Here is a 16,932-nt window from a genome sequence, read left to right on the forward strand (position 1 = left end):
TCGCAGCGCACCATGTCGATCGACGTCAACAACGAGTCCGGAACCGAGGTCGACGAGCAGGCGATCCTCGACATCGCCCGCTACGCACTGGCCCGGATGCGGATCCACCCGCTGTCCGAGCTCTCGGTGATCGTGGTGGACACCGACGCCATGGAGCAGCTGCACATCCAGTGGATGGACCTTCCCGGTCCGACCGATGTCATGTCCTTCCCGATGGACGAACTGCGTCCGCCGGCCAAGGACGACGAAGAGCCCCCGCAGGGGCTCCTCGGCGACATCGTGCTCTGCCCGGAGGTCGCGAAGAAGCAGGGCGAAGAGGCCCCGACGCAGCACTCCATGGACGAGGAGCTCCAGCTCCTGACCGTCCACGGAGTGCTGCACCTGCTGGGGTACGACCACGAGGAGCCGGACGAGAAGGCCGAGATGTTCGGTCTCCAGGCCGCCATCGTGGACGGCTGGCGCGGGGAGCACGGGCTCACCGGCGCGTCCCCCGCCCCCACCGTCTCGTGAGCGCGCCCCTGATCGTCGGCGCCGTCCTGCTGGTCATGGCCGGCTGGCTCGCCGCCTGCGCGGAGGCCGGCATCGCCCGCACCTCCAGCTTCCGGGCGGACGAAGCCGTCCGCTCCGGGCGGCGCGGCAGCGCGAAGCTGGCGCAGATCGCCGCCGACCCGACCCGCTATCTCAACGTCGCCCTGCTGGTGCGGGTGGCCTGCGAGATGTCGGCCGGGGTCCTCGTCACCTACGCCTGCCTCCAGGAGCTCCCCGAGACCTGGGAGGCGCTGGCCGTCGCGATGGGCGTGATGGTCCTCGTCTCCTACGTCGCCATCGGCGTCTCCCCGCGCACCATCGGCCGCCAGCACCCGCTGAACACGGCCACGGCATCGGCGTACGTGCTGCTGCCGCTGGCCAGGATCATGGGGCCGATCCCGCAGCTGCTGATCCTCGTCGGCAACGCGCTGACCCCGGGCAAGGGGTTCCGCAAGGGCCCGTTCGCCAGCGAGGCCGAGCTGCGCGCCATGGTCGACCTCGCCGAGGCGGAGTCGCTCATCGAGGACGACGAGCGCCGCATGGTGCACTCCGTCTTCGAGCTGGGCGACACCCTGGTCCGCGAGGTCATGGTGCCGCGCACCGACCTCGTCTCCATCGAGCGCTACAAGACGATCCGCCAGGCCCTCACCCTCGCCCTGCGCTCCGGCTTCTCCCGGATCCCGGTCACCGGCGAGAACGAGGACGACGTCGTCGGGATCGTCTATCTCAAGGACCTGGTCCGCAAGACGCACATCAACCGCGAGTCCGAGGCCGACCCGGTCTCCACCGCGATGCGCCCGGCCGCCTTCGTCCCCGACACCAAGAACGCCGGTGACCTGCTGCGCGAGATGCAGCAGGACCGCAGCCACGTCGCGGTCGTCATCGACGAGTACGGCGGCACCGCGGGCATCGTCACCATCGAGGACATCCTGGAGGAGATCGTCGGCGAGATCACCGACGAGTACGACCGGGAGCTGCCGCCCGTCCAGGAGCTGGAGAACGGCTGCTACCGGGTCACCGCCCGGCTCGACATCGGAGACCTCGGCGACCTCTTCGACCTCGACGAGTACGACGACGAGGACGTGGAGACCGTCGGCGGTCTGCTCGCCAAGGCGCTCGGCAGGGTGCCGATCGCCGGAGCCTCGGCCACGGTCGAGCTGCCCGACGGCCGCAGGCTCCGCCTCACCGCCGAGTCCCCGGCCGGCCGCCGGAACAAGATCGTCACGGTGCTCGTGGAGCCGGAGCACCAGGAGACCGGGGAGAAGGAAGCGGTATGACGCCGGAGCGGCTGCGGGCCTTCTGCCTGGAGTTCAACGCGAGCGTGGAGGAGTTCCCGTTCGGCCCGGAGACCTCCGTGTTCAAGGTGCTCGGCAAGCTGTTCGCCCTCACCGCGCTGGACGGGCGGCCGCTCACGGTCAACCTCAAGTGCGATCCCGACGAGGCGATCCGGCTGCGCGAGACGCACCCCGCGATCGTGCCCGGCTGGCACATGAACAAGCGCCACTGGAACACGGTCACCGTCTCCGGCGTCCCGGACCGGCTGCTGCGCGAAATGATCGAGGACTCCTACGACCTGGTGGTCGCCGGTCTCCCGAAGGCGGAGCGGCTGCGCCTGGACCGGGCGTAGGAAGCGTGGCCGGCAGCCTGCGGGCGTGGTGCCGCAGGGTTCCGCCGGGGCGCCCCGTTGCCCCGGCGGTGGGGCAACGGGGCGGTTGGGTGTTCAGGAGACCTTCCACTGGCCGGTCTGCTCGGCGAAGCCGGAGTTCAGCCCGAACTGCACCGTGACGATCTTCGACGCCTTCGGTACCTCGAACGTGATCCACCCGAGCACCTTCTCGCCCGGCGGGACCTTCGCGTCCGACGTCATCGACGGTCCTGCGGACGTGTCCGCGAACGTTGCCTGGAACCGCTGCCCGTCCGCGTCGGCAACCTGAGCCCCGTTCGACGGGCTGTCCGAGTACGGGGCCTTGCCCGTGTTCGTCAGCTCGAACTGTGCGGCGATCCAACGGTTGCCGTCCTCCGGGCCGAAGAACTCGTCCGCGGAGGGCGCGGGGTCGACCACCTTCTTGAGGACGGCGTCGACCTGCTCGCCGTCGTCCTGGCCCTTGAGGGTGATGGTGTCGCCGACCTTGGCGTCCTTGGCCAGCTCCGGGGCCTCGGCGGCTTCGCTGCTCGCCGCGGGTGCTTCGGCGGCGGAGCCGGTCTTGGCGGGCTTGGTGGTGATCTCGTCGTCGGTGCAGGCGGTCGCGGTGAGCAGTATTCCGACTGCGGCGATGGCGGAGATGATCGTGCTGCGGCGCATGGGCCCCCCTTGTGCGGCTCGTGTGGGGCCATCATGACGGTTCAGTGTTGAACATGTGTGGTTTTTGAGGAGATGACGATGGTGCCGCTGGGGGAGGGGCGGGCCGACGCTCAGCGCTCCAGTGGCCCGCCTCGCCCGAGGGTCGGCGCGGCTCGGTGTATCCGGTGCCGGGGTGAGCGGTCCCGTACGGACGGGGGCTTCCGGTGCCGGGGTGACCTGCGCGGGTCCGGCGCCCGCTTCGTATGCTCGTGCCATGACCGACACCACCGACACCACCGGCCTCGACGCCGAGGACCGCAAGATCGTTACTCTGGCGCGCAGCGCCCGCGCCCGCAACGGTGTGCCCGAGGGTGCGGCCGTACGCGACGAGACCGGACGCACGTACGTCGCGGGCACGGTGGCGCTGGAGTCGCTGAAGCTCAGCGCGCTGCAGACCGCCGTCGCCATGGCGGTGGCCAGCGGCGCCGGCTCGCTGGAGGCGGCCGCGGTCGTCTCTGCCGCCGAGACGCTCTCCGACGACGACCGGGCCGCGGTACGGGACCTCGGCGGACCGGACACGCCGGTGCTGCTCGCGGCCCCGGACGGCACGCTGCGGCTCCGTGTGACGGCGGGCTGAGCCGAAGGAGGCCTGATGCGCCCGGAGCCTGAAGTGCCCGGGGCCTGAAGTGCCCGGGGCCTGAAGTGCCCGGAGTCCGGCGTGCCCCGAGCCCGCAAAGCTCTGAGCGGTGCCCCGCGTCCTGCCCGGCGCGGGGCACCGTGCTGTCCGGGCGCCTGACCAGGAGGAGCGCCGATCTTGACAGCACCTGATGGGCCATCAGTCGCCGCGAATCGTCTGCATTGACTTCTTTTTCGCCCGGGTCATCAATGGCCCCTGCCGGTACGGAAGAGCCGCCGTGCCGCTTTCCGCAGGAGGGCACCGAATTCATGCGACCGACCATGCGAAGATCCACCGAACCGCGGCGCCGCTGGGCCGCCGCCCTGGGCATCACCGCACTCGTCGTCACCGGGGGAGGGCTGCTCGGGGGCCCGGCGCAGGCCGCCGCGACGGCCTCCGTCGCGGTGGACTTCCCCACCCACTGCATCCCGCCGCCCATCGCGGGCATCCCGCCCATCGACGGCACCACGACCGCGCAGATCACCGTCGACAACGCGACCCCGCAGGTCGGCGACACCGTCGCCGTGACCTACACCGTGGTCGAGCCCGCCGCCAGCAACCCCGTCGACCTGGCGCTGCCCGCCGACATCATGACGCCGACCGGGAAGGTCACCCTGGGCGGTGCGCAGAGCGGTGACGTCACCGTCGCGGGGCCGAAGAAGAACGACCCGGTCCCCGGCAAGGGCACCTTCCCGTCGTTCTCCATGACGGGCACGTTCACCGTCACCGCGCCCGGTGAGATCACCCTGTCGCCCGGCGACTACAACATCCACACCAGCTACATCATGGAGCTGGACACCCCCTGCACGGTGACGGGCCCGCCCGCCCCCGTGTCGGAGACCGTCGTCGCCACCGACGGCGGTGGCCAGGTCAACGAGCGGGCCATCCAGCTCTCCGCCGCCTCCGGGCAGCCGGGCGACGAGGTCACCGTCACCGGCACGAAGTTCGCCCCGGGTGCGGGCATCACCGTGGCGGGCCGTGACGGCGACGCGCAGACCGGCGACACCGCCACGGCCACCGCCGACGGATCCGGGGCCTTCACCGCCCGGCTCACCGTCAGCGACCCGGACACCACCGGCATCGTCGCCTACGAGGGCGGCGCCTGGGACGCGGAGAAGGGCGCGGGACCGCAGGCGTACACCGTCACCGGGGGCGGTGAGATCCCCGACGGCAGCCAGCAGCTCACCACGACCGTCCGGGCGGGCACCCTGTCCATGACCCAGGCCGGCGACAGCGTCCAGCTGTCCGGGGTCGACTTCGGCCGGGGCGGCGCCTCCACCGGCGAGCTGCGCACGGTGACCGTCGAGGACTTCCGCGGCGGCCCCGCGGGCTGGTCCCTCACCGGCAAGGTCACCGACTTCAAGGGCCCGGGCGGGGCACGGATCAGCGCCGACGCCCTCGACTGGACCCCGTCCTGCGCCACCAAGCCCGGCAGCCCGAGCACCTGCGCGGCGGGCAGCGCCGGAACGGTCGGCAGCGCCGGGGCCACCCTGGCGTCCACGCCCGACGGGGCGGCCACCGGAGGGGAGTTCACCGTCGACGCGGGCCTCTCCCTGGACGTGCCGGCGTTCACCGGGGCCGGTTCCTACGCGGGAGTGCTGACCCTCACCCTCACGTGAGGCCACCCTTCCGTGAGGTCCCGCTCCCACCGCCCGGGAGCACAGGCCCCCACCCTCCGGTGAGGTCCCGCTCCTGATCCACCGTGGGCCGGGCGCGCACCCGGCCGGCCCACTTCGCCCGGACACGTCCTGGGGGTCCCGCACCGTGCGCAAGTTCTCCGTACTCCTCCTTACAGGGGCCCTCCTGCTGTTCCTCGGCGCGCCCGCCGCCCACCCGGCCGACAACGGCAGCTGGTCCGTCCAGCCCGCCACCGGCCCGTCCGGCGAGCGACCCTCCCTCTACCTCTCCGCCGCCCCCGGCAGCACGCTCACCGACCGGGTCACCGTCACCAACAAGACCGCGGAGCCGCTGACCCTGCGGTTGTACGCGGCCGACGCCTACAACACCCCGCGCGACGGCGGCTTCGCCGTCCGCGACCGTAAGGAGCGGCAGCGCTCCATCGGAGCCTGGGCCCGTACCGACCGGGACACCGTCACCGTGGGCCCCAAGGCCTCGGTCACCGTGCCACTGACCATCACCGTCCCGGAGAACGCCGAGCCGGGCGACCACCCCGGCGCCCTGATCGCCCTGGACGAACGGGTCGGGACCGCCCGGCGCGGCACCCTCGCCGTCGGGGTCCGCAGGGCCGTCGGCGCCCGGATCCACCTGCGGGTGAACGGGCCCACCGTGCCCGCCCTCTCCGTCGAGGACATCCGGATCGAGCAGGACCGCCCGCTGGTGCCCGGTACCGGCAGGAGCCGCGCCGTCATCTCGTACACCCTGCACAACCGGGGCAACGTCACCCTCGCCCCCGCCGTCGCCCTGCGCGCCGAGGGCCTCTTCGGCCGGACCCTGCTGGCGCGCGCTCTGACGAAGCTGCCCGCCGAGCTGCTGCCCCGCCAGCAGGTCCGGCTGACCGAGACCTGGGACGGCGCACCGCAGCTGGACCGGGCCGAGGTCGAACTCACCGCCACCGCGAAGGGCACCCGGGAGTCGGCGGCCGTCACGTTCCTGGCCGTGCCGTGGCTCGTGGCCGGGCTGCTCGCCGTGCTCGTCGCGGCCGGTACGGCCCTGTGGGCACGGGCCCGCCGACGCCGTACGCGTACGGCCTGAGGCGTTCCTGACGGGCCTCGCCCGGCCCGCTGTGCGGCAGCGCCGCCGGGATCGGGGAGAATGGTCGCCATGAGCGCTCGACCGAACCAAGAATCCGCTGCCCCGCAAGCGGAGACCACCTCCCCCCACCGGGCAGGCTTCGCCTGCTTCGTGGGCCGCCCCAACGCCGGCAAGTCCACCCTCACGAACGCTCTCGTCGGTCAGAAGGTGGCGATCACCTCCAACCGCCCCCAGACCACCCGGCACACGGTGCGCGGCATCGTGCACCGTGACGACGCGCAGCTGATCCTGGTCGACACCCCCGGCCTCCACAAGCCGCGCACGCTGCTGGGCGAGCGGCTCAACGACGTCGTGCGGACGACCTGGGCCGAGGTCGACGTCATCGGCTTCTGCCTGCCCGCCGACCAGAAGCTCGGCCCCGGCGACAAGTACATCGTCAAGGAGCTCGCGGGGATCAGGAAGACCCCCAAGATCGCCATCATCACCAAGACCGACCTGGTCGAGTCCAAGGCGCTGGCCGAACAGCTCCTCGCCGTCTCCGCGCTCGCCGACGAGCTGGGCTTCGAGTGGGCCGAGATCATTCCGGTCTCGGCGGTCAAGGAGGAGCAGGGGGCGGGACGCAGTCCCTCGGGCAAGGGTGGTGGTGGGCGAGGGGCAGGCCAGGTGAGCCTGCTCGCCGACCTCATCGCCCCGCTGCTCCCGGAGAGCCCGCCGCTCTACCCGGAGGGCGACCTCACCGACGAGCCGGAGATGGTCATGGTCGCGGAGCTGATCCGCGAGGCCGCGCTGGAAGGCGTACGCGACGAGCTGCCGCACTCCATCGCGGTCGTCGTCGAGGAGATGCTGCCCCGCGAGAACCGTCCGGCGGACAAGCCGCTGCTGGACATCCACGCCAACGTCTACATCGAGCGCCCCAGCCAGAAGGGCATCATCATCGGCCCGAAGGGCCAGCGGCTGAAGGACGTCGGCACCAAGTCCCGCAAGCACATCGAGGCGCTGCTCGGCACGCCGGTCTTCCTGGACCTGCATGTGAAGGTCGCCAAGGACTGGCAGCGCGATCCCAAGCAGCTGCGCAAGCTGGGCTTCTAGGCGCGGTCGAGGGAAACATCCGGGGCCGATCTCACGCGCCCTCCTTGAGGACGCGTGAGATCAGCGTGCGCTGCGCCCCGGTCAGATCGGGGTCAGCGCAGTACATGGTGCGGCCGTCGACCGTGATCGCGTACCGGAAGCCGTCCGGCACCCCGGTCGCCGGGGTGTCCCGCGCCGAGCCGAGCACCTCCCTCACGAGCGCCTGCCATTCGGCGGCGTCCGCCCGGCCCTCGGTGTCGACCTCATGGCGGCGGGCGATGCCGGCGAAGCCGCCGGTCCGGCTGACCTGAATACGCATGGGGTCCTGTCTATCGGGGGCCGTAACCGCACTCAACCCCGCCTCCTCGGCGGCCGGTTCACGCCCGGGTCGGAACGCCCACCTCCGACCAGGCCTTGAGAACCGCCTCCCGCTCGTCGCCCTCGCCGAAACGGGCGCCCGCCGCCGTGACCGTCAGCCGCGCGAACTCCGCGAAGTCCGCGTTCGCCGTCAGCTCGCCGCCGGTCAGCACGTCGAACCAGATCTGCCCGGCGCGCTCCCAGGAATTGCCGCCCAGCGCGGTGGCCAGGAGGTAGAACGCGCGGTTGGGGATGCCGGAGTTGAGATGCACCCCGCCGTTGTCCTCCGCCGTCTCGATGTAGTCGTCCATGGAGGCCGGCTGCGGGTCCTTGCCGAGGACGTCGTCGTCGTACGCCGTGCCCGGGGCCTTCATCGAGCGCAGCGCGTCGCCGCTGACCCGGGGAGCCAGCAGCCCGGCCCCGATCAGCCAGTCGGCCTGCTCCGCGCTCTGGCCCAGCGAGTACTGCTTGACCAGCGAGCCGATGACGTCGGACACGGACTCGTTGAGCGCGCCGGACTGGCCCTCGTAGCGCAGGTTGGCGGTGTACTGCGTCAGACCGTGGGCCAGCTCGTGGGCGATCACGTCGACCGCGACGGTGAAGTCGAGGAAGATCTCGCCGTCGCCGTCCCCGAAGACCATCTGCTCGCCGTCGAAGAACGCGTTGTTGTACTCCTCGCCGTAGTGCACGGAGCCGATCAGCGGCAGGCCCTTGCCGTCGATCGAGCTGCGCCCGTACGCCGAGAGCAGCAGCTCGAAAGTGGCGCCGAGGCCGGCGTACGCGCGGTTGACGCTGGCGTCCGACGTGGGTTTGTCGCCCTCGTCGCGGACCTTGGCGCCGGGCAGCGTGGTGCCGTTCCCGCAGTCGTACAGGGTGCGGTGGGGCTTGGTCGGCACCGCGCCCGCGGTCGGTGCGGCCGGGGCGGCGGCGAGCGCCGTCATCCGGCGGCGGTTGCGGCGCAGGCCGTCCGCCTCCAGGGTGCGGCGGGCCGGATCCGCGAGCCGGGCGTCGGCGGACCGGGACAGGTGATCGAGGACGTGGGGCGGAACGATGGTGCAGAAGACGGGGTGGAACTCGCCGTCGGTTCGAAGGTGCATACATCGACTGTGGCACTCCGTCACCGTCCTGTCACTGGTTGCGACGGTGATTGACGAAATGGAGTGATGAGTCACTGTTTACCCGTCATCGATGTCCGGTCCCGCATACTGATACGGACCGACACCACGGGCCACACTCGGTTACGCTCGTCGCATCATGCGTTTCGGGCTGCTTCTCCTTAGCTGCCGCGGCGAGGGCCTGTAGTCGTAGGCCGACCCCCTCCCCGCGGAGTCTGGTGCTGCAGCGACACAGTCGGCCGACACCCGCTGGACCGAGGAGCCCTACGCCATGACCACCGTGAATCCCGCCGGTAACACCGTGAACCCCTCCGGTAATTCTGTCGGCCGCCCCACCCCGATCACCAACGCGACGCAGCTGCAGAAGCCGTCCGGGATGCCGGTCCACAGGTACGGCGGCTACGAGGCCGTCGACATCGCCGACCGCACCTGGCCCGACAACCGGATCACCGTGGCGCCCCGCTGGCTGTCCACCGATCTGCGCGACGGCAACCAGGCCCTGATCGACCCGATGTCCCCGGCCCGCAAGCGCGAGATGTTCGACCTGCTGGTGACGATGGGCTACAAGGAGATCGAGGTCGGCTTCCCGTCCTCCGGCGAGACCGACTTCAACTTCGTCCGCTCCATCATCGAGGAGGGCGCGATCCCCGAGGACGTGACGATCTCCGTCCTGACGCAGGCCCGCGAGGAGCTGATCGAGCGCACCGTGGAGTCGCTGGTCGGTGCGCGCCGGGCCACCGTCCACCTGTACAACGCCACCGCCCCCACCTTCCGCCGGGTCGTCTTCCGCGGGTCGCGCGAGGAGGTCAAGCAGATCGCGGTGGACGGCACCCGGCTGGTCATGGAGTACGCCGAGAAGATCCTGGGCCCCGAGACGATCTTCGGCTACCAGTACAGCCCGGAGATCTTCACCGACACCGAGCTGGACTTCGCCCTGGAGGTCTGCGAGGCCGTCTGCGACGTTTGGCAGCCCGAGGAGGGTCGCGAGATCATCCTCAACCTGCCCGCCACCGTGGAGCGTTCCACGCCCTCCACCCACGCGGACCGCTTCGAGTGGATGTCCCGCAACCTGACCCGCCGCGAGCACGTCTGCCTGTCGGTCCACCCGCACAACGACCGGGGCACCGCCGTCGCCGCCGCCGAGCTGGCCATCATGGCCGGCGCCGACCGTATCGAGGGCTGCCTGTTCGGCCAGGGCGAGCGCACCGGCAACGTCGACCTGGTCACCCTGGGCATGAACCTGTTCTCCCAGGGCGTCGACCCGCAGATCGACTTCTCGCAGATCGACGAGATCCGCCGCACCAGCGAGTACTGCAACCAGATGGAGATCCACCCGCGCCACCCCTACGCGGGCGATCTGGTCTACACCGCCTTCTCCGGCTCCCACCAGGACGCCATCAAGAAGGGCTTCGACGCGATGGAGAAGGACGCGGCGGCCCGGGGCAGGACCGTGGACGACATCGAGTGGGCCGTGCCGTACCTGCCGATCGACCCGAAGGACGTCGGCCGCTCCTACGAGGCCGTCATCCGCGTCAACTCGCAGTCCGGCAAGGGCGGTATCGCGTACGTCCTGAAGAACGACCACAAGCTGGACCTGCCGCGCCGGATGCAGATCGAGTTCTCCCGGATCATTCAGGCCAAGACCGACGCCGAGGGCGGCGAGGTCACGCCGGCGCAGATCTGGACCACCTTCCGGGACGAGTACCTGCCGAACCCGGACAACGCCTGGGGCCGTATCCAGCTGCGCTCCGGCCAGACCACCTCCGACACCGACGGCACCGACACCCTGACCGTCGAGGCGGTCGTGGACGGCGTCGACACCGTCCTCACCGGCTCCGGCAACGGCCCGATCTCCGCGTTCTTCGAAGCGCTGCAGGCCATCGGCATCGACGCCCGGCTGCTGGACTACACCGAGCACACGATGAGCGAGGGCGCCTCCGCCCAGGCCGCCTCGTACATCGAGTGCGCGATCGACGGCAAGGTCCTGTGGGGCATCGGCATCGACGCCAACACCACCCGCGCCTCGCTGAAGGCGGTCGTCTCCGCGGTGAACCGCGCGGCCCGCTGACCCGTCCGGAGCCTGTGGGGCCTACGCGTCCGCCTCTTCGTACGGACGTCCGGTTCGCCCCCGTACCACCGCATTGAAGGACCCCGACCGCCCGCTCCGGGTGGTCGGGGTTCGGCCATATCCGAGGGTTGTGACGTCCCAGAGGCTGACGCCACATCATGCATGTGGCTAACATCACGTCCAACACACGGCAATGTTGCCGGAGCGTTACGGAGGTGTGCGACGTGCGACCAGGCAAAGGACAACGCGCTCTGAGGCCGGTCCTCTGCGGCGTTCGCACCGTCTGGGACGCCGTCGGCGACGGCGCCTTCTTCTGCCCCGGCTGCGGGGGCGACCGCAACTACCGTCGGCTCACCGGCCGCCGCCGTCTCACCGTCCTCGGCGTCCCGCTGGTCCGCCGGGGCGAGGCCGAGCCCGTCGTCGAGTGCGCCGCCTGCCTCGCCCACTACGCCCCCGAGGCCCTGGACCACCCCACCACCACCCGGTTCTCCGCGATGCTCCGCGAGGCCGTCCACACCGTCACCCTGGCCGTCCTCGCGGCCGGTGGCACCACCTCCCGTACGGTCCTGGAGGCCGCCGTCGCCACCGTGCGCGACGCCGGGCTCGACGACTGCACCCAGGAGCAGCTGTTCACCGTCGTCGAGGTGCTGGCCGCCGACACCGGACGCGGCTCCGGCACCGACCCGGCCGCCGAGGCCTGCGGCCCGACCCTCGCCATCGAGCTGCACGAGGTGCTGGCCCCGCTCGCCCCGCACCTGGCCACCGCCGGCCGCGAGTCCGTCCTCCTCCAGGGCGCCCGCATCGCGCTGGCCGACGGCCCCTACTGCGCCGCCGAGCGCCAGGTGCTGACCACCGTCGGCAGCGCCCTCCAGCTGCCCGCCGACGACACCGCCCGCCTGCTGGCGGCAGCCGCCCGTACGCCCTCGTAACGCCTTCCCGGCAGCGGCCCCCGCCCGGGCGCCCCGGTGGGCGACAATGGGCCCATGAGCTTGTTCCGGGACGACGGCATCGTGCTGCGTACGCAGAAACTGGGCGAGGCCGACCGGATCATCACGATCCTGACCCGCGGCCACGGCCGGGTGCGCGCCGTCGCCCGCGGGGTGCGCCGCACCAAGTCCAAGTTCGGCGCCCGCCTGGAGCCCTTCTCCCACGTCGACGTGCAGTTCTTCGCCCGCGGCAGCGAGCTGGTCGGCCGCGGGCTGCCGCTCTGCACCCAGAGCGAGACGATCGCGCCGTACGGCGGCGGCATCGTCGCCGACTACGCCCGCTACACCGCGGGCACCGCGATGCTGGAGACCGCCGAGCGGTTCACCGACCACGAGGGCGAACCGGCCGTCCAGCAGTATCTGCTGCTCGTCGGCGGCCTGCGCACCCTCGCCCGGGGCGAGCACGCCCCCCATCTGATCCTGGACGCGTTCCTGCTGCGCTCGCTCGCGGTCAACGGGTACGCGCCCAGCTTCGAGGACTGCGCCAAGTGCGGAATGCCCGGTCCGAACCGGTTCTTCTCCGTCGCGGCGGGGGGCGTCATATGCGGTGACTGCCGGGTCCCGGGCAGCGTCGTACCCTCGGCACAGGCCCTGGCCCTGCTGAGCGCGCTGCTCAGCGGCGACTGGGCGACGGCGGACGTGTGCGAGGCGCGCCATGTCAGGGAGGGGAGCGGGCTGGTGTCCGCCTATCTGCACTGGCATCTGGAGCGCGGCCTGCGCTCGCTGCGGTACGTGGAGAAGTGACGCGGTGCGTCGGACGGACGACGCGGTGCGTGGAGAAGTGACACAGGGAGACTGAGAAGCTCATGGCAGTACGCGGGATCCTCGGCGGCCGTAACCGGCGCACGTACAAGACCCCCGAGCCGCACCCCTCGGGCGCGACGCCTCCGAAGATCCCCGGCGAGCTGGTGCCCCAGCACGTCGCCGTCGTGATGGACGGCAACGGCCGCTGGGCCAAGGAGCGGGGTCTGCCCCGCACCGAGGGCCACAAGGTCGGTGAGGGCGTCGTCATGGACGTTCTCAAGGGCTGTATCGAGATGGGCGTGAAGAACCTCTCGCTGTACGCCTTCTCCACGGAGAACTGGAAGCGCTCGCCGGACGAGGTGAAGTTCCTGATGAACTTCAACCGCGACGTGATCCGCCGCCGCCGTGACGAGATGGACGAGCTCGGCATCCGTATCCGCTGGGTGGGCCGCATGCCCAAGCTGTGGAAGTCCGTCGTCCAGGAGCTCCAGGTCGCCCAGGAGCAGACCAAGGACAACGACAGGATGACGCTGTACTTCTGCGTGAACTACGGCGGGCGCGCCGAGATCGCCGACGCCGCGCAGCGCATCGCCCAGGACGTGGCGGCCGGGAAGCTGGACCCGTCGAAGGTCAACGAGAAGACCTTCGCGAAGTACACCTACTACCCGGACATGCCGGACGTGGACCTCTTCGTGCGCCCCAGCGGTGAGCAGCGCACGTCGAACTATCTGATCTGGCAGAGCGCGTACGCCGAGATGGTCTTCCAGGACGTTCTTTGGCCGGATTTCGACCGTCGCGACCTGTGGCGGGCCTGCCTGGAGTACGCCCAGCGCGACCGCCGCTTCGGCGGGGCGCAGGAGGCGGAAGCCGCCAAGTGAGTACGGAGAAGGGGCGGGCCCGGTGCGTCATGCACCGGGCCCGCCCCTTCTCCGTAGGTCCGTCACGCCTTCTTCCCGGCGCACTCCGCGCAGGTGCCGAAGATCTCGACGGTGTGCGCGACGTTCACATAGCCGTGCTGGGCGGCGATCATCTCGGCCCACTGCTCGACGGCCGGTCCCTCGACCTCCACGGCCTTGCCGCAGAGCCGGCAGACCAGGTGGTGGTGATGGTCACCGGTCGAGCACCGCCGGTAGACGGCCTCGCCCTCGGTGGTGCGCAGTACGTCGACCTCACCCGCGTCCGCGAGGGACTGCAGGGTCCGGTAGACCGTGGTGAGGCCCACGGAGTCGCCGCGGTGTTTCAGGACGTCGTGCAGTTCCTGGGCGCTGCGGAACTCGTCGACCTCGTCGAGCGCCGCCGCCACCGCCGCCCGCTGCCGGGTGGACCGGCCGCGTACCGGCGCTGCGTTCGTGCCACTGATCGGCGCCGTGGCCACAGGTGCCTCCTCGTGTCGCCCGTACATGTGTCGGGCCATTGTGCCAGCCCGGCCGGGTGCCCCCGGCGAACACGTACGGTGCGACTCCGTCACACGTACCGCTGTCACGGCTGTCGTGGCCGTCACACCCGTACGTCGTCCCGGTCCCGGCGGGCTGCCGGTACTTCCAGGGTGCACTCGGCACCCTTCGTCTCGCTCGCCCGCGCCCGCCGTCGTGCGAGCGGAGCCGCGAGCGCGGTCAGCGCGACGAACACCGCGATGGCCAGCAGCACGATCGTCGCGCCGGGCGGAACGTCCTGGTAGTACGAGGTCACGGTGCCGGTGAGGGTCACGGCCGTGCCGATCACCACGGCCAGCACGAAGGTGACCTTGAAGGACTTGGTGATCTGCTGGGCGGCCGCCACCGGCACCACCATCAGCGCGCTGACCAGCAGCAGGCCGACGACCCGCATCGCGACGGTCACGGTCACGGCGGCGGTCACCGCGACCAGCAGGTTCAGCACCCGCACCGGAAGTCCGGAAACGCGGGCGAACTCCTCGTCCTGGCTGACCGCGAACAGCTGCCGCCGCAGCCCCACCGTGACCAGCACCACGAAGGCCGCCAGGACGCAGATCGCGACCACGTCCGACTCGGAGACGGTGGCGAGCGAGCCGAAGAGGTACGAGGTCAGATTGGCGTTGGAGCCGGTGTCGGACAGGTTGATCAGCATGACGCCGCCCGCCATACCGCCGTAGAACAGCATCGCCAGCGCGAGGTCGCCGCGGGTGTGTCCGTACCAGCGGATCAGCTCCATCACGACCGCACCGGCCACCGCGACGGCGGTCGCCATCCACACGGGGTTGGTGGAGAGCAGGAAGCCGAGGCCGACGCCGGTCATCGCGATGTGCCCGATGCCGTCGCCCATCAGAGCCTGCCGGCGCTGCACCAGGTAGATGCCGATGGCGGGCGCGGTGATGCCGACCAGCACGGCCGCGATGAGCGCCCGCTGCATGAAGGGAGGGTTGAGGAATTCGAAGAGCATCAGGTCAGCAGTCCCGTCCGGACGGGCTCGGCGGCCGCGTGGGGGTGTACGTGGTCGTGGCCGGGCAGCGCGTGCTGGCCGAGCGCCTCCGGCGGCGGCCCGTCGTGCGTCACACAGCCGTCGCGCAGGACGACGGCCCGGTCGATCAGCGGCTCCAGCGGGCCCAGCTCGTGCAGCACCAGCAGCACGGAGGTGCCCAGCGCCACCTGCTCGCGCAGGGTCGAGGCGAGGATCTCCTGGCTGGCCAGGTCCACTCCCGCCATCGGCTCGTCCATGATCAGCAGCTCCGGCTCGGCGGCCAGGGCGCGGGCGATCAGGACCCGCTGGTGCTGGCCGCCCGACAGCGCGCTCACGGAGTCCTTGGCGCGGTCGGCCAGGCCCACCAGCGCGATGGCGCGGTCCACGGCCGCCCGGTCCGCCTTCCCGGGCCACCGCAGCCCCGTACGGGACAGCCGGCCGGAGGCGACGACCTCGCGGATCGTGGCGGGCACGCCGCCCGCGGCCGTGGTGCGCTGCGGGACGTAGCCGATCCGGCCCCAGCGGCGGAAGCGGCGCAGCTCGGTGCCGAACAGCTCGACGCTGCCGCCGGTGAGCGGGACCTGCCCGATGACGGACCGTACGGCGGTGGACTTGCCGGAACCGTTGGCGCCGAGCAGCGCGACGACCTCGCCGCGGCGGACGGTCAGGTCCACGCCGCGCAGCACGGGGCGCGCGCCGAGGGTGGCCGTGGCGCCGCGCAGGGCTATGACGGGCTCCTGGGCGGGCTCGTGGGTGGTGCTCTCACGCTCCGGCACGAGCGCCTCCGATCCGAATGTCACAAGTGGTGCGGGTGGTGCGGGTCACTTCGCGCCGAGGGCCTTCTGCAGCGCGGTGAGGTTGGACTTCATGACCTCGATGTAGTCAGCGCCCTGGGACTTCTCCGTGATTCCCTCCAGCGGGTCCAGAACGCCGGTCTTCAGTCCGGTGTCCTTCGCGAGGGTCTTCGCGGTCTTGTCGCTGGCGAGCGTCTCGAAGAAGACCGTGGTGGCCTTCTCCTTCTCCGCGATGGTGTGGATCTCCTGGATCCGGGCGGGGCTCGGCTCGGCCTCGGGGTCGATGCCCGCGATGCCCTGCTGGGTGAGTCCGTAGCGCTCGGCGAGGTAGCCGAAGGCGGAGTGGGTGGTGATGAAGGTCTTGGTGGCGGTGTTCCTCAGCCCGGTCTCGTACGCCGTGTTCAGCTCGCCCAGCTCGCCGACCAGCGCTTCGGTGTTCTTCTTGTAGTCGGCGGCGTGGTCGGGGTCGGCCTTCTCCAGCGACTTGCCGACGCCCTTGGCGACCTCGGCGTACTTCACCGGGTCCAGCCAGATGTGCGGGTCGGCGCCGCCCTCCTCGCCGTGGTTGTGGCCGTCGCCCTCGGCGTGCTCCTCATGGGCTTCTTCTTCGTGGCCGTGCTCGTCGTCGTGCTCGTCCGCGTGCTCTTCCTCGCCCTCGTGACCGTGGTCGTGGCCGCTGACCTCGGAGCCGTGGTTCTCCAGCGTGGTGAGGGTCGCGGCGTCGACGGTGTTCTTCACACCGGACTGCTTGATCGCGTCGTCCACGGCGGGCTGGATGCCCTTGAGGTACAGCACGTAGTCGGACTCGCTGATGGAGCCGATCTGGCGGGGGGTGAGCTCCAGGTCGTGCGGCTCGACGCCCGGCTTGGTGAGGCTGGTGACGGCGACGTGCTCACCGCCGATCTTCTCGGCCAGGAACTGCATCGGGTAGAACGACGCCGTCACCTTCAGCTTGTCGCCGTTGCTCCCGTCCGCCGCGTCGGAGGTGGAGCAGGCGGAGAGAGCGGTCAGACCGAGGGCGACTGCTCCGGCGACGGCGGTGGTGGGTATCAGGCGGCGTACGTTCATGACAGTCATTTTCAACAAAAGTGGAAACGATTGTCAACAAGGCGGATGAGATGCCCGGAAGATCACGAGGTGGCGGCTCGGGATCTCCTCCGGGCCCCTACCGATTTGATCCAGGGGGTG

General features: G+C 70.9%; 18 protein-coding genes. 11 read left to right on the forward strand and 7 right to left on the reverse strand.

All coding sequences use genetic code 11. The features are described 5' to 3' along the window. Nucleotides 1-12 precede the first annotated feature (12 nt). Genes ybeY through AC0VY3_RS07565 form a run of 3 tightly spaced genes read left to right on the forward strand, consistent with a single transcriptional unit; the run spans nt 13 to nt 2,155 of the window. Nucleotides 13-510, forward strand: coding sequence for an rRNA maturation RNase YbeY (gene ybeY / locus AC0VY3_RS07555; RefSeq protein ID WP_003969265.1), 498 nt, complete (start codon nt 13-15; stop codon nt 508-510). Then, nucleotides 507-1,805 carry a hemolysin family protein gene (locus AC0VY3_RS07560; protein WP_103510137.1) on the forward strand — a complete coding sequence of 433 codons (1,299 nt, stop codon included), beginning with the start codon at nt 507-509 and terminating at the stop codon, nt 1,803-1,805. The genes ybeY and AC0VY3_RS07560 overlap by 4 nt, the downstream gene beginning before the upstream one ends. After that, complete coding sequence (locus AC0VY3_RS07565; RefSeq protein ID WP_103510136.1) at nt 1,802-2,155, forward strand: MmcQ/YjbR family DNA-binding protein; 354 nt, start codon at nt 1,802-1,804, stop codon at nt 2,153-2,155. Before AC0VY3_RS07560 ends, AC0VY3_RS07565 begins: the two co-directional genes overlap by 4 nt. Before the next feature lie 93 nt (nt 2,156-2,248). On the opposite strand, the gene AC0VY3_RS07570 is transcribed toward AC0VY3_RS07565, so the two are convergent. Beyond that, on the reverse strand, nt 2,249-2,830 hold the full coding sequence (locus tag AC0VY3_RS07570) for a DUF4352 domain-containing protein (protein ID WP_475549255.1): 582 nt from the start codon (nt 2,828-2,830) through the stop codon (nt 2,249-2,251). Nucleotides 2,831-3,083: 253 nt separating this feature from the next. Between AC0VY3_RS07570 and AC0VY3_RS07575 the strand changes: the two genes are divergently transcribed. The 4 genes from AC0VY3_RS07575 to AC0VY3_RS07590 all read left to right on the forward strand — a co-directional run bounded on the left by AC0VY3_RS07575 (nt 3,084) and on the right by AC0VY3_RS07590 (nt 7,286). Then, entirely contained in the window at nt 3,084-3,446 is a 363-nt protein-coding gene (locus AC0VY3_RS07575) for a cytidine deaminase (RefSeq protein WP_103510134.1), read from the forward strand. A gap of 308 nt (nt 3,447-3,754) precedes the next feature. Continuing rightward, the gene (locus AC0VY3_RS07580; RefSeq protein WP_103510133.1) at nt 3,755-5,104 is read left to right on the forward strand and encodes a beta-xylosidase; all 1,350 of its coding nucleotides are present in this window, start codon (nt 3,755-3,757) and stop codon (nt 5,102-5,104) included. Between the two features lie 145 nt (nt 5,105-5,249). Next, nucleotides 5,250-6,197 (forward strand): WxL protein peptidoglycan domain-containing protein, encoded by a 948-nt coding sequence (locus AC0VY3_RS07585; protein WP_103510132.1) that lies wholly within the window; start codon nt 5,250-5,252, stop codon nt 6,195-6,197. A 60-nt stretch (nt 6,198-6,257) separates the two neighbouring features. Beyond that, nucleotides 6,258-7,286: a GTPase Era gene (locus AC0VY3_RS07590; RefSeq protein ID WP_181010939.1), complete on the forward strand. Its 1,029-nt coding sequence runs from the start codon at nt 6,258-6,260 to the stop codon at nt 7,284-7,286. 31 nt (nt 7,287-7,317) lie between these two features. Here AC0VY3_RS07590 and AC0VY3_RS07595 read toward each other — a convergent pair whose 3' ends face one another. Further along, nucleotides 7,318-7,584, reverse strand: a complete 267-nt coding sequence (locus tag AC0VY3_RS07595) for a protealysin inhibitor emfourin (protein ID WP_103510131.1) — start codon at nt 7,582-7,584, stop codon at nt 7,318-7,320. A 58-nt stretch (nt 7,585-7,642) separates the two neighbouring features. Next, nucleotides 7,643-8,719, reverse strand: a complete 1,077-nt coding sequence (locus AC0VY3_RS07600) for a M4 family metallopeptidase (protein WP_475549256.1) — start codon at nt 8,717-8,719, stop codon at nt 7,643-7,645. A gap of 289 nt (nt 8,720-9,008) precedes the next feature. Here AC0VY3_RS07600 and leuA point away from each other — a divergent pair, with 289 nt between their 5' ends. The 4 genes from leuA to AC0VY3_RS07620 all read left to right on the forward strand — a co-directional run bounded on the left by leuA (nt 9,009) and on the right by AC0VY3_RS07620 (nt 13,413). Then, entirely contained in the window at nt 9,009-10,805 is a 1,797-nt protein-coding gene (gene leuA / locus AC0VY3_RS07605; RefSeq protein ID WP_103510130.1) for a 2-isopropylmalate synthase, read from the forward strand. Nucleotides 10,806-11,029: 224 nt separating this feature from the next. Then, nucleotides 11,030-11,734: a TerB family tellurite resistance protein gene (locus AC0VY3_RS07610; protein ID WP_475549257.1), complete on the forward strand. Its 705-nt coding sequence runs from the start codon at nt 11,030-11,032 to the stop codon at nt 11,732-11,734. A 54-nt stretch (nt 11,735-11,788) separates the two neighbouring features. Beyond that, nucleotides 11,789-12,535: a DNA repair protein RecO gene (gene recO / locus AC0VY3_RS07615; RefSeq protein ID WP_218527577.1), complete on the forward strand. Its 747-nt coding sequence runs from the start codon at nt 11,789-11,791 to the stop codon at nt 12,533-12,535. Nucleotides 12,536-12,597: 62 nt separating this feature from the next. Further along, nucleotides 12,598-13,413, forward strand: coding sequence for an isoprenyl transferase (locus AC0VY3_RS07620; protein ID WP_103510128.1), 816 nt, complete (start codon nt 12,598-12,600; stop codon nt 13,411-13,413). 62 nt (nt 13,414-13,475) lie between these two features. On the opposite strand, the gene AC0VY3_RS07625 is transcribed toward AC0VY3_RS07620, so the two are convergent. From AC0VY3_RS07625 to AC0VY3_RS07640, 4 genes are all read right to left on the reverse strand, one after another. Then, on the reverse strand, nt 13,476-13,910 hold the full coding sequence (locus tag AC0VY3_RS07625) for a Fur family transcriptional regulator (RefSeq protein WP_030077956.1): 435 nt from the start codon (nt 13,908-13,910) through the stop codon (nt 13,476-13,478). A 122-nt stretch (nt 13,911-14,032) separates the two neighbouring features. After that, entirely contained in the window at nt 14,033-14,932 is a 900-nt protein-coding gene (locus AC0VY3_RS07630; RefSeq protein WP_242739740.1) for a metal ABC transporter permease, read from the reverse strand. After that, nucleotides 14,932-15,726, reverse strand: a complete 795-nt coding sequence (locus AC0VY3_RS07635) for a metal ABC transporter ATP-binding protein (RefSeq protein ID WP_103510126.1) — start codon at nt 15,724-15,726, stop codon at nt 14,932-14,934. The genes AC0VY3_RS07630 and AC0VY3_RS07635 overlap by 1 nt, the downstream gene beginning before the upstream one ends. A 45-nt stretch (nt 15,727-15,771) precedes the next feature. Then, on the reverse strand, nt 15,772-16,812 hold the full coding sequence (locus tag AC0VY3_RS07640) for a metal ABC transporter solute-binding protein, Zn/Mn family (protein ID WP_475549258.1): 1,041 nt from the start codon (nt 16,810-16,812) through the stop codon (nt 15,772-15,774). Between the last annotated feature and the right edge of the window lie 120 nt (nt 16,813-16,932).

This window comes from Streptomyces sp. iso_384 (assembly GCF_056172905.1).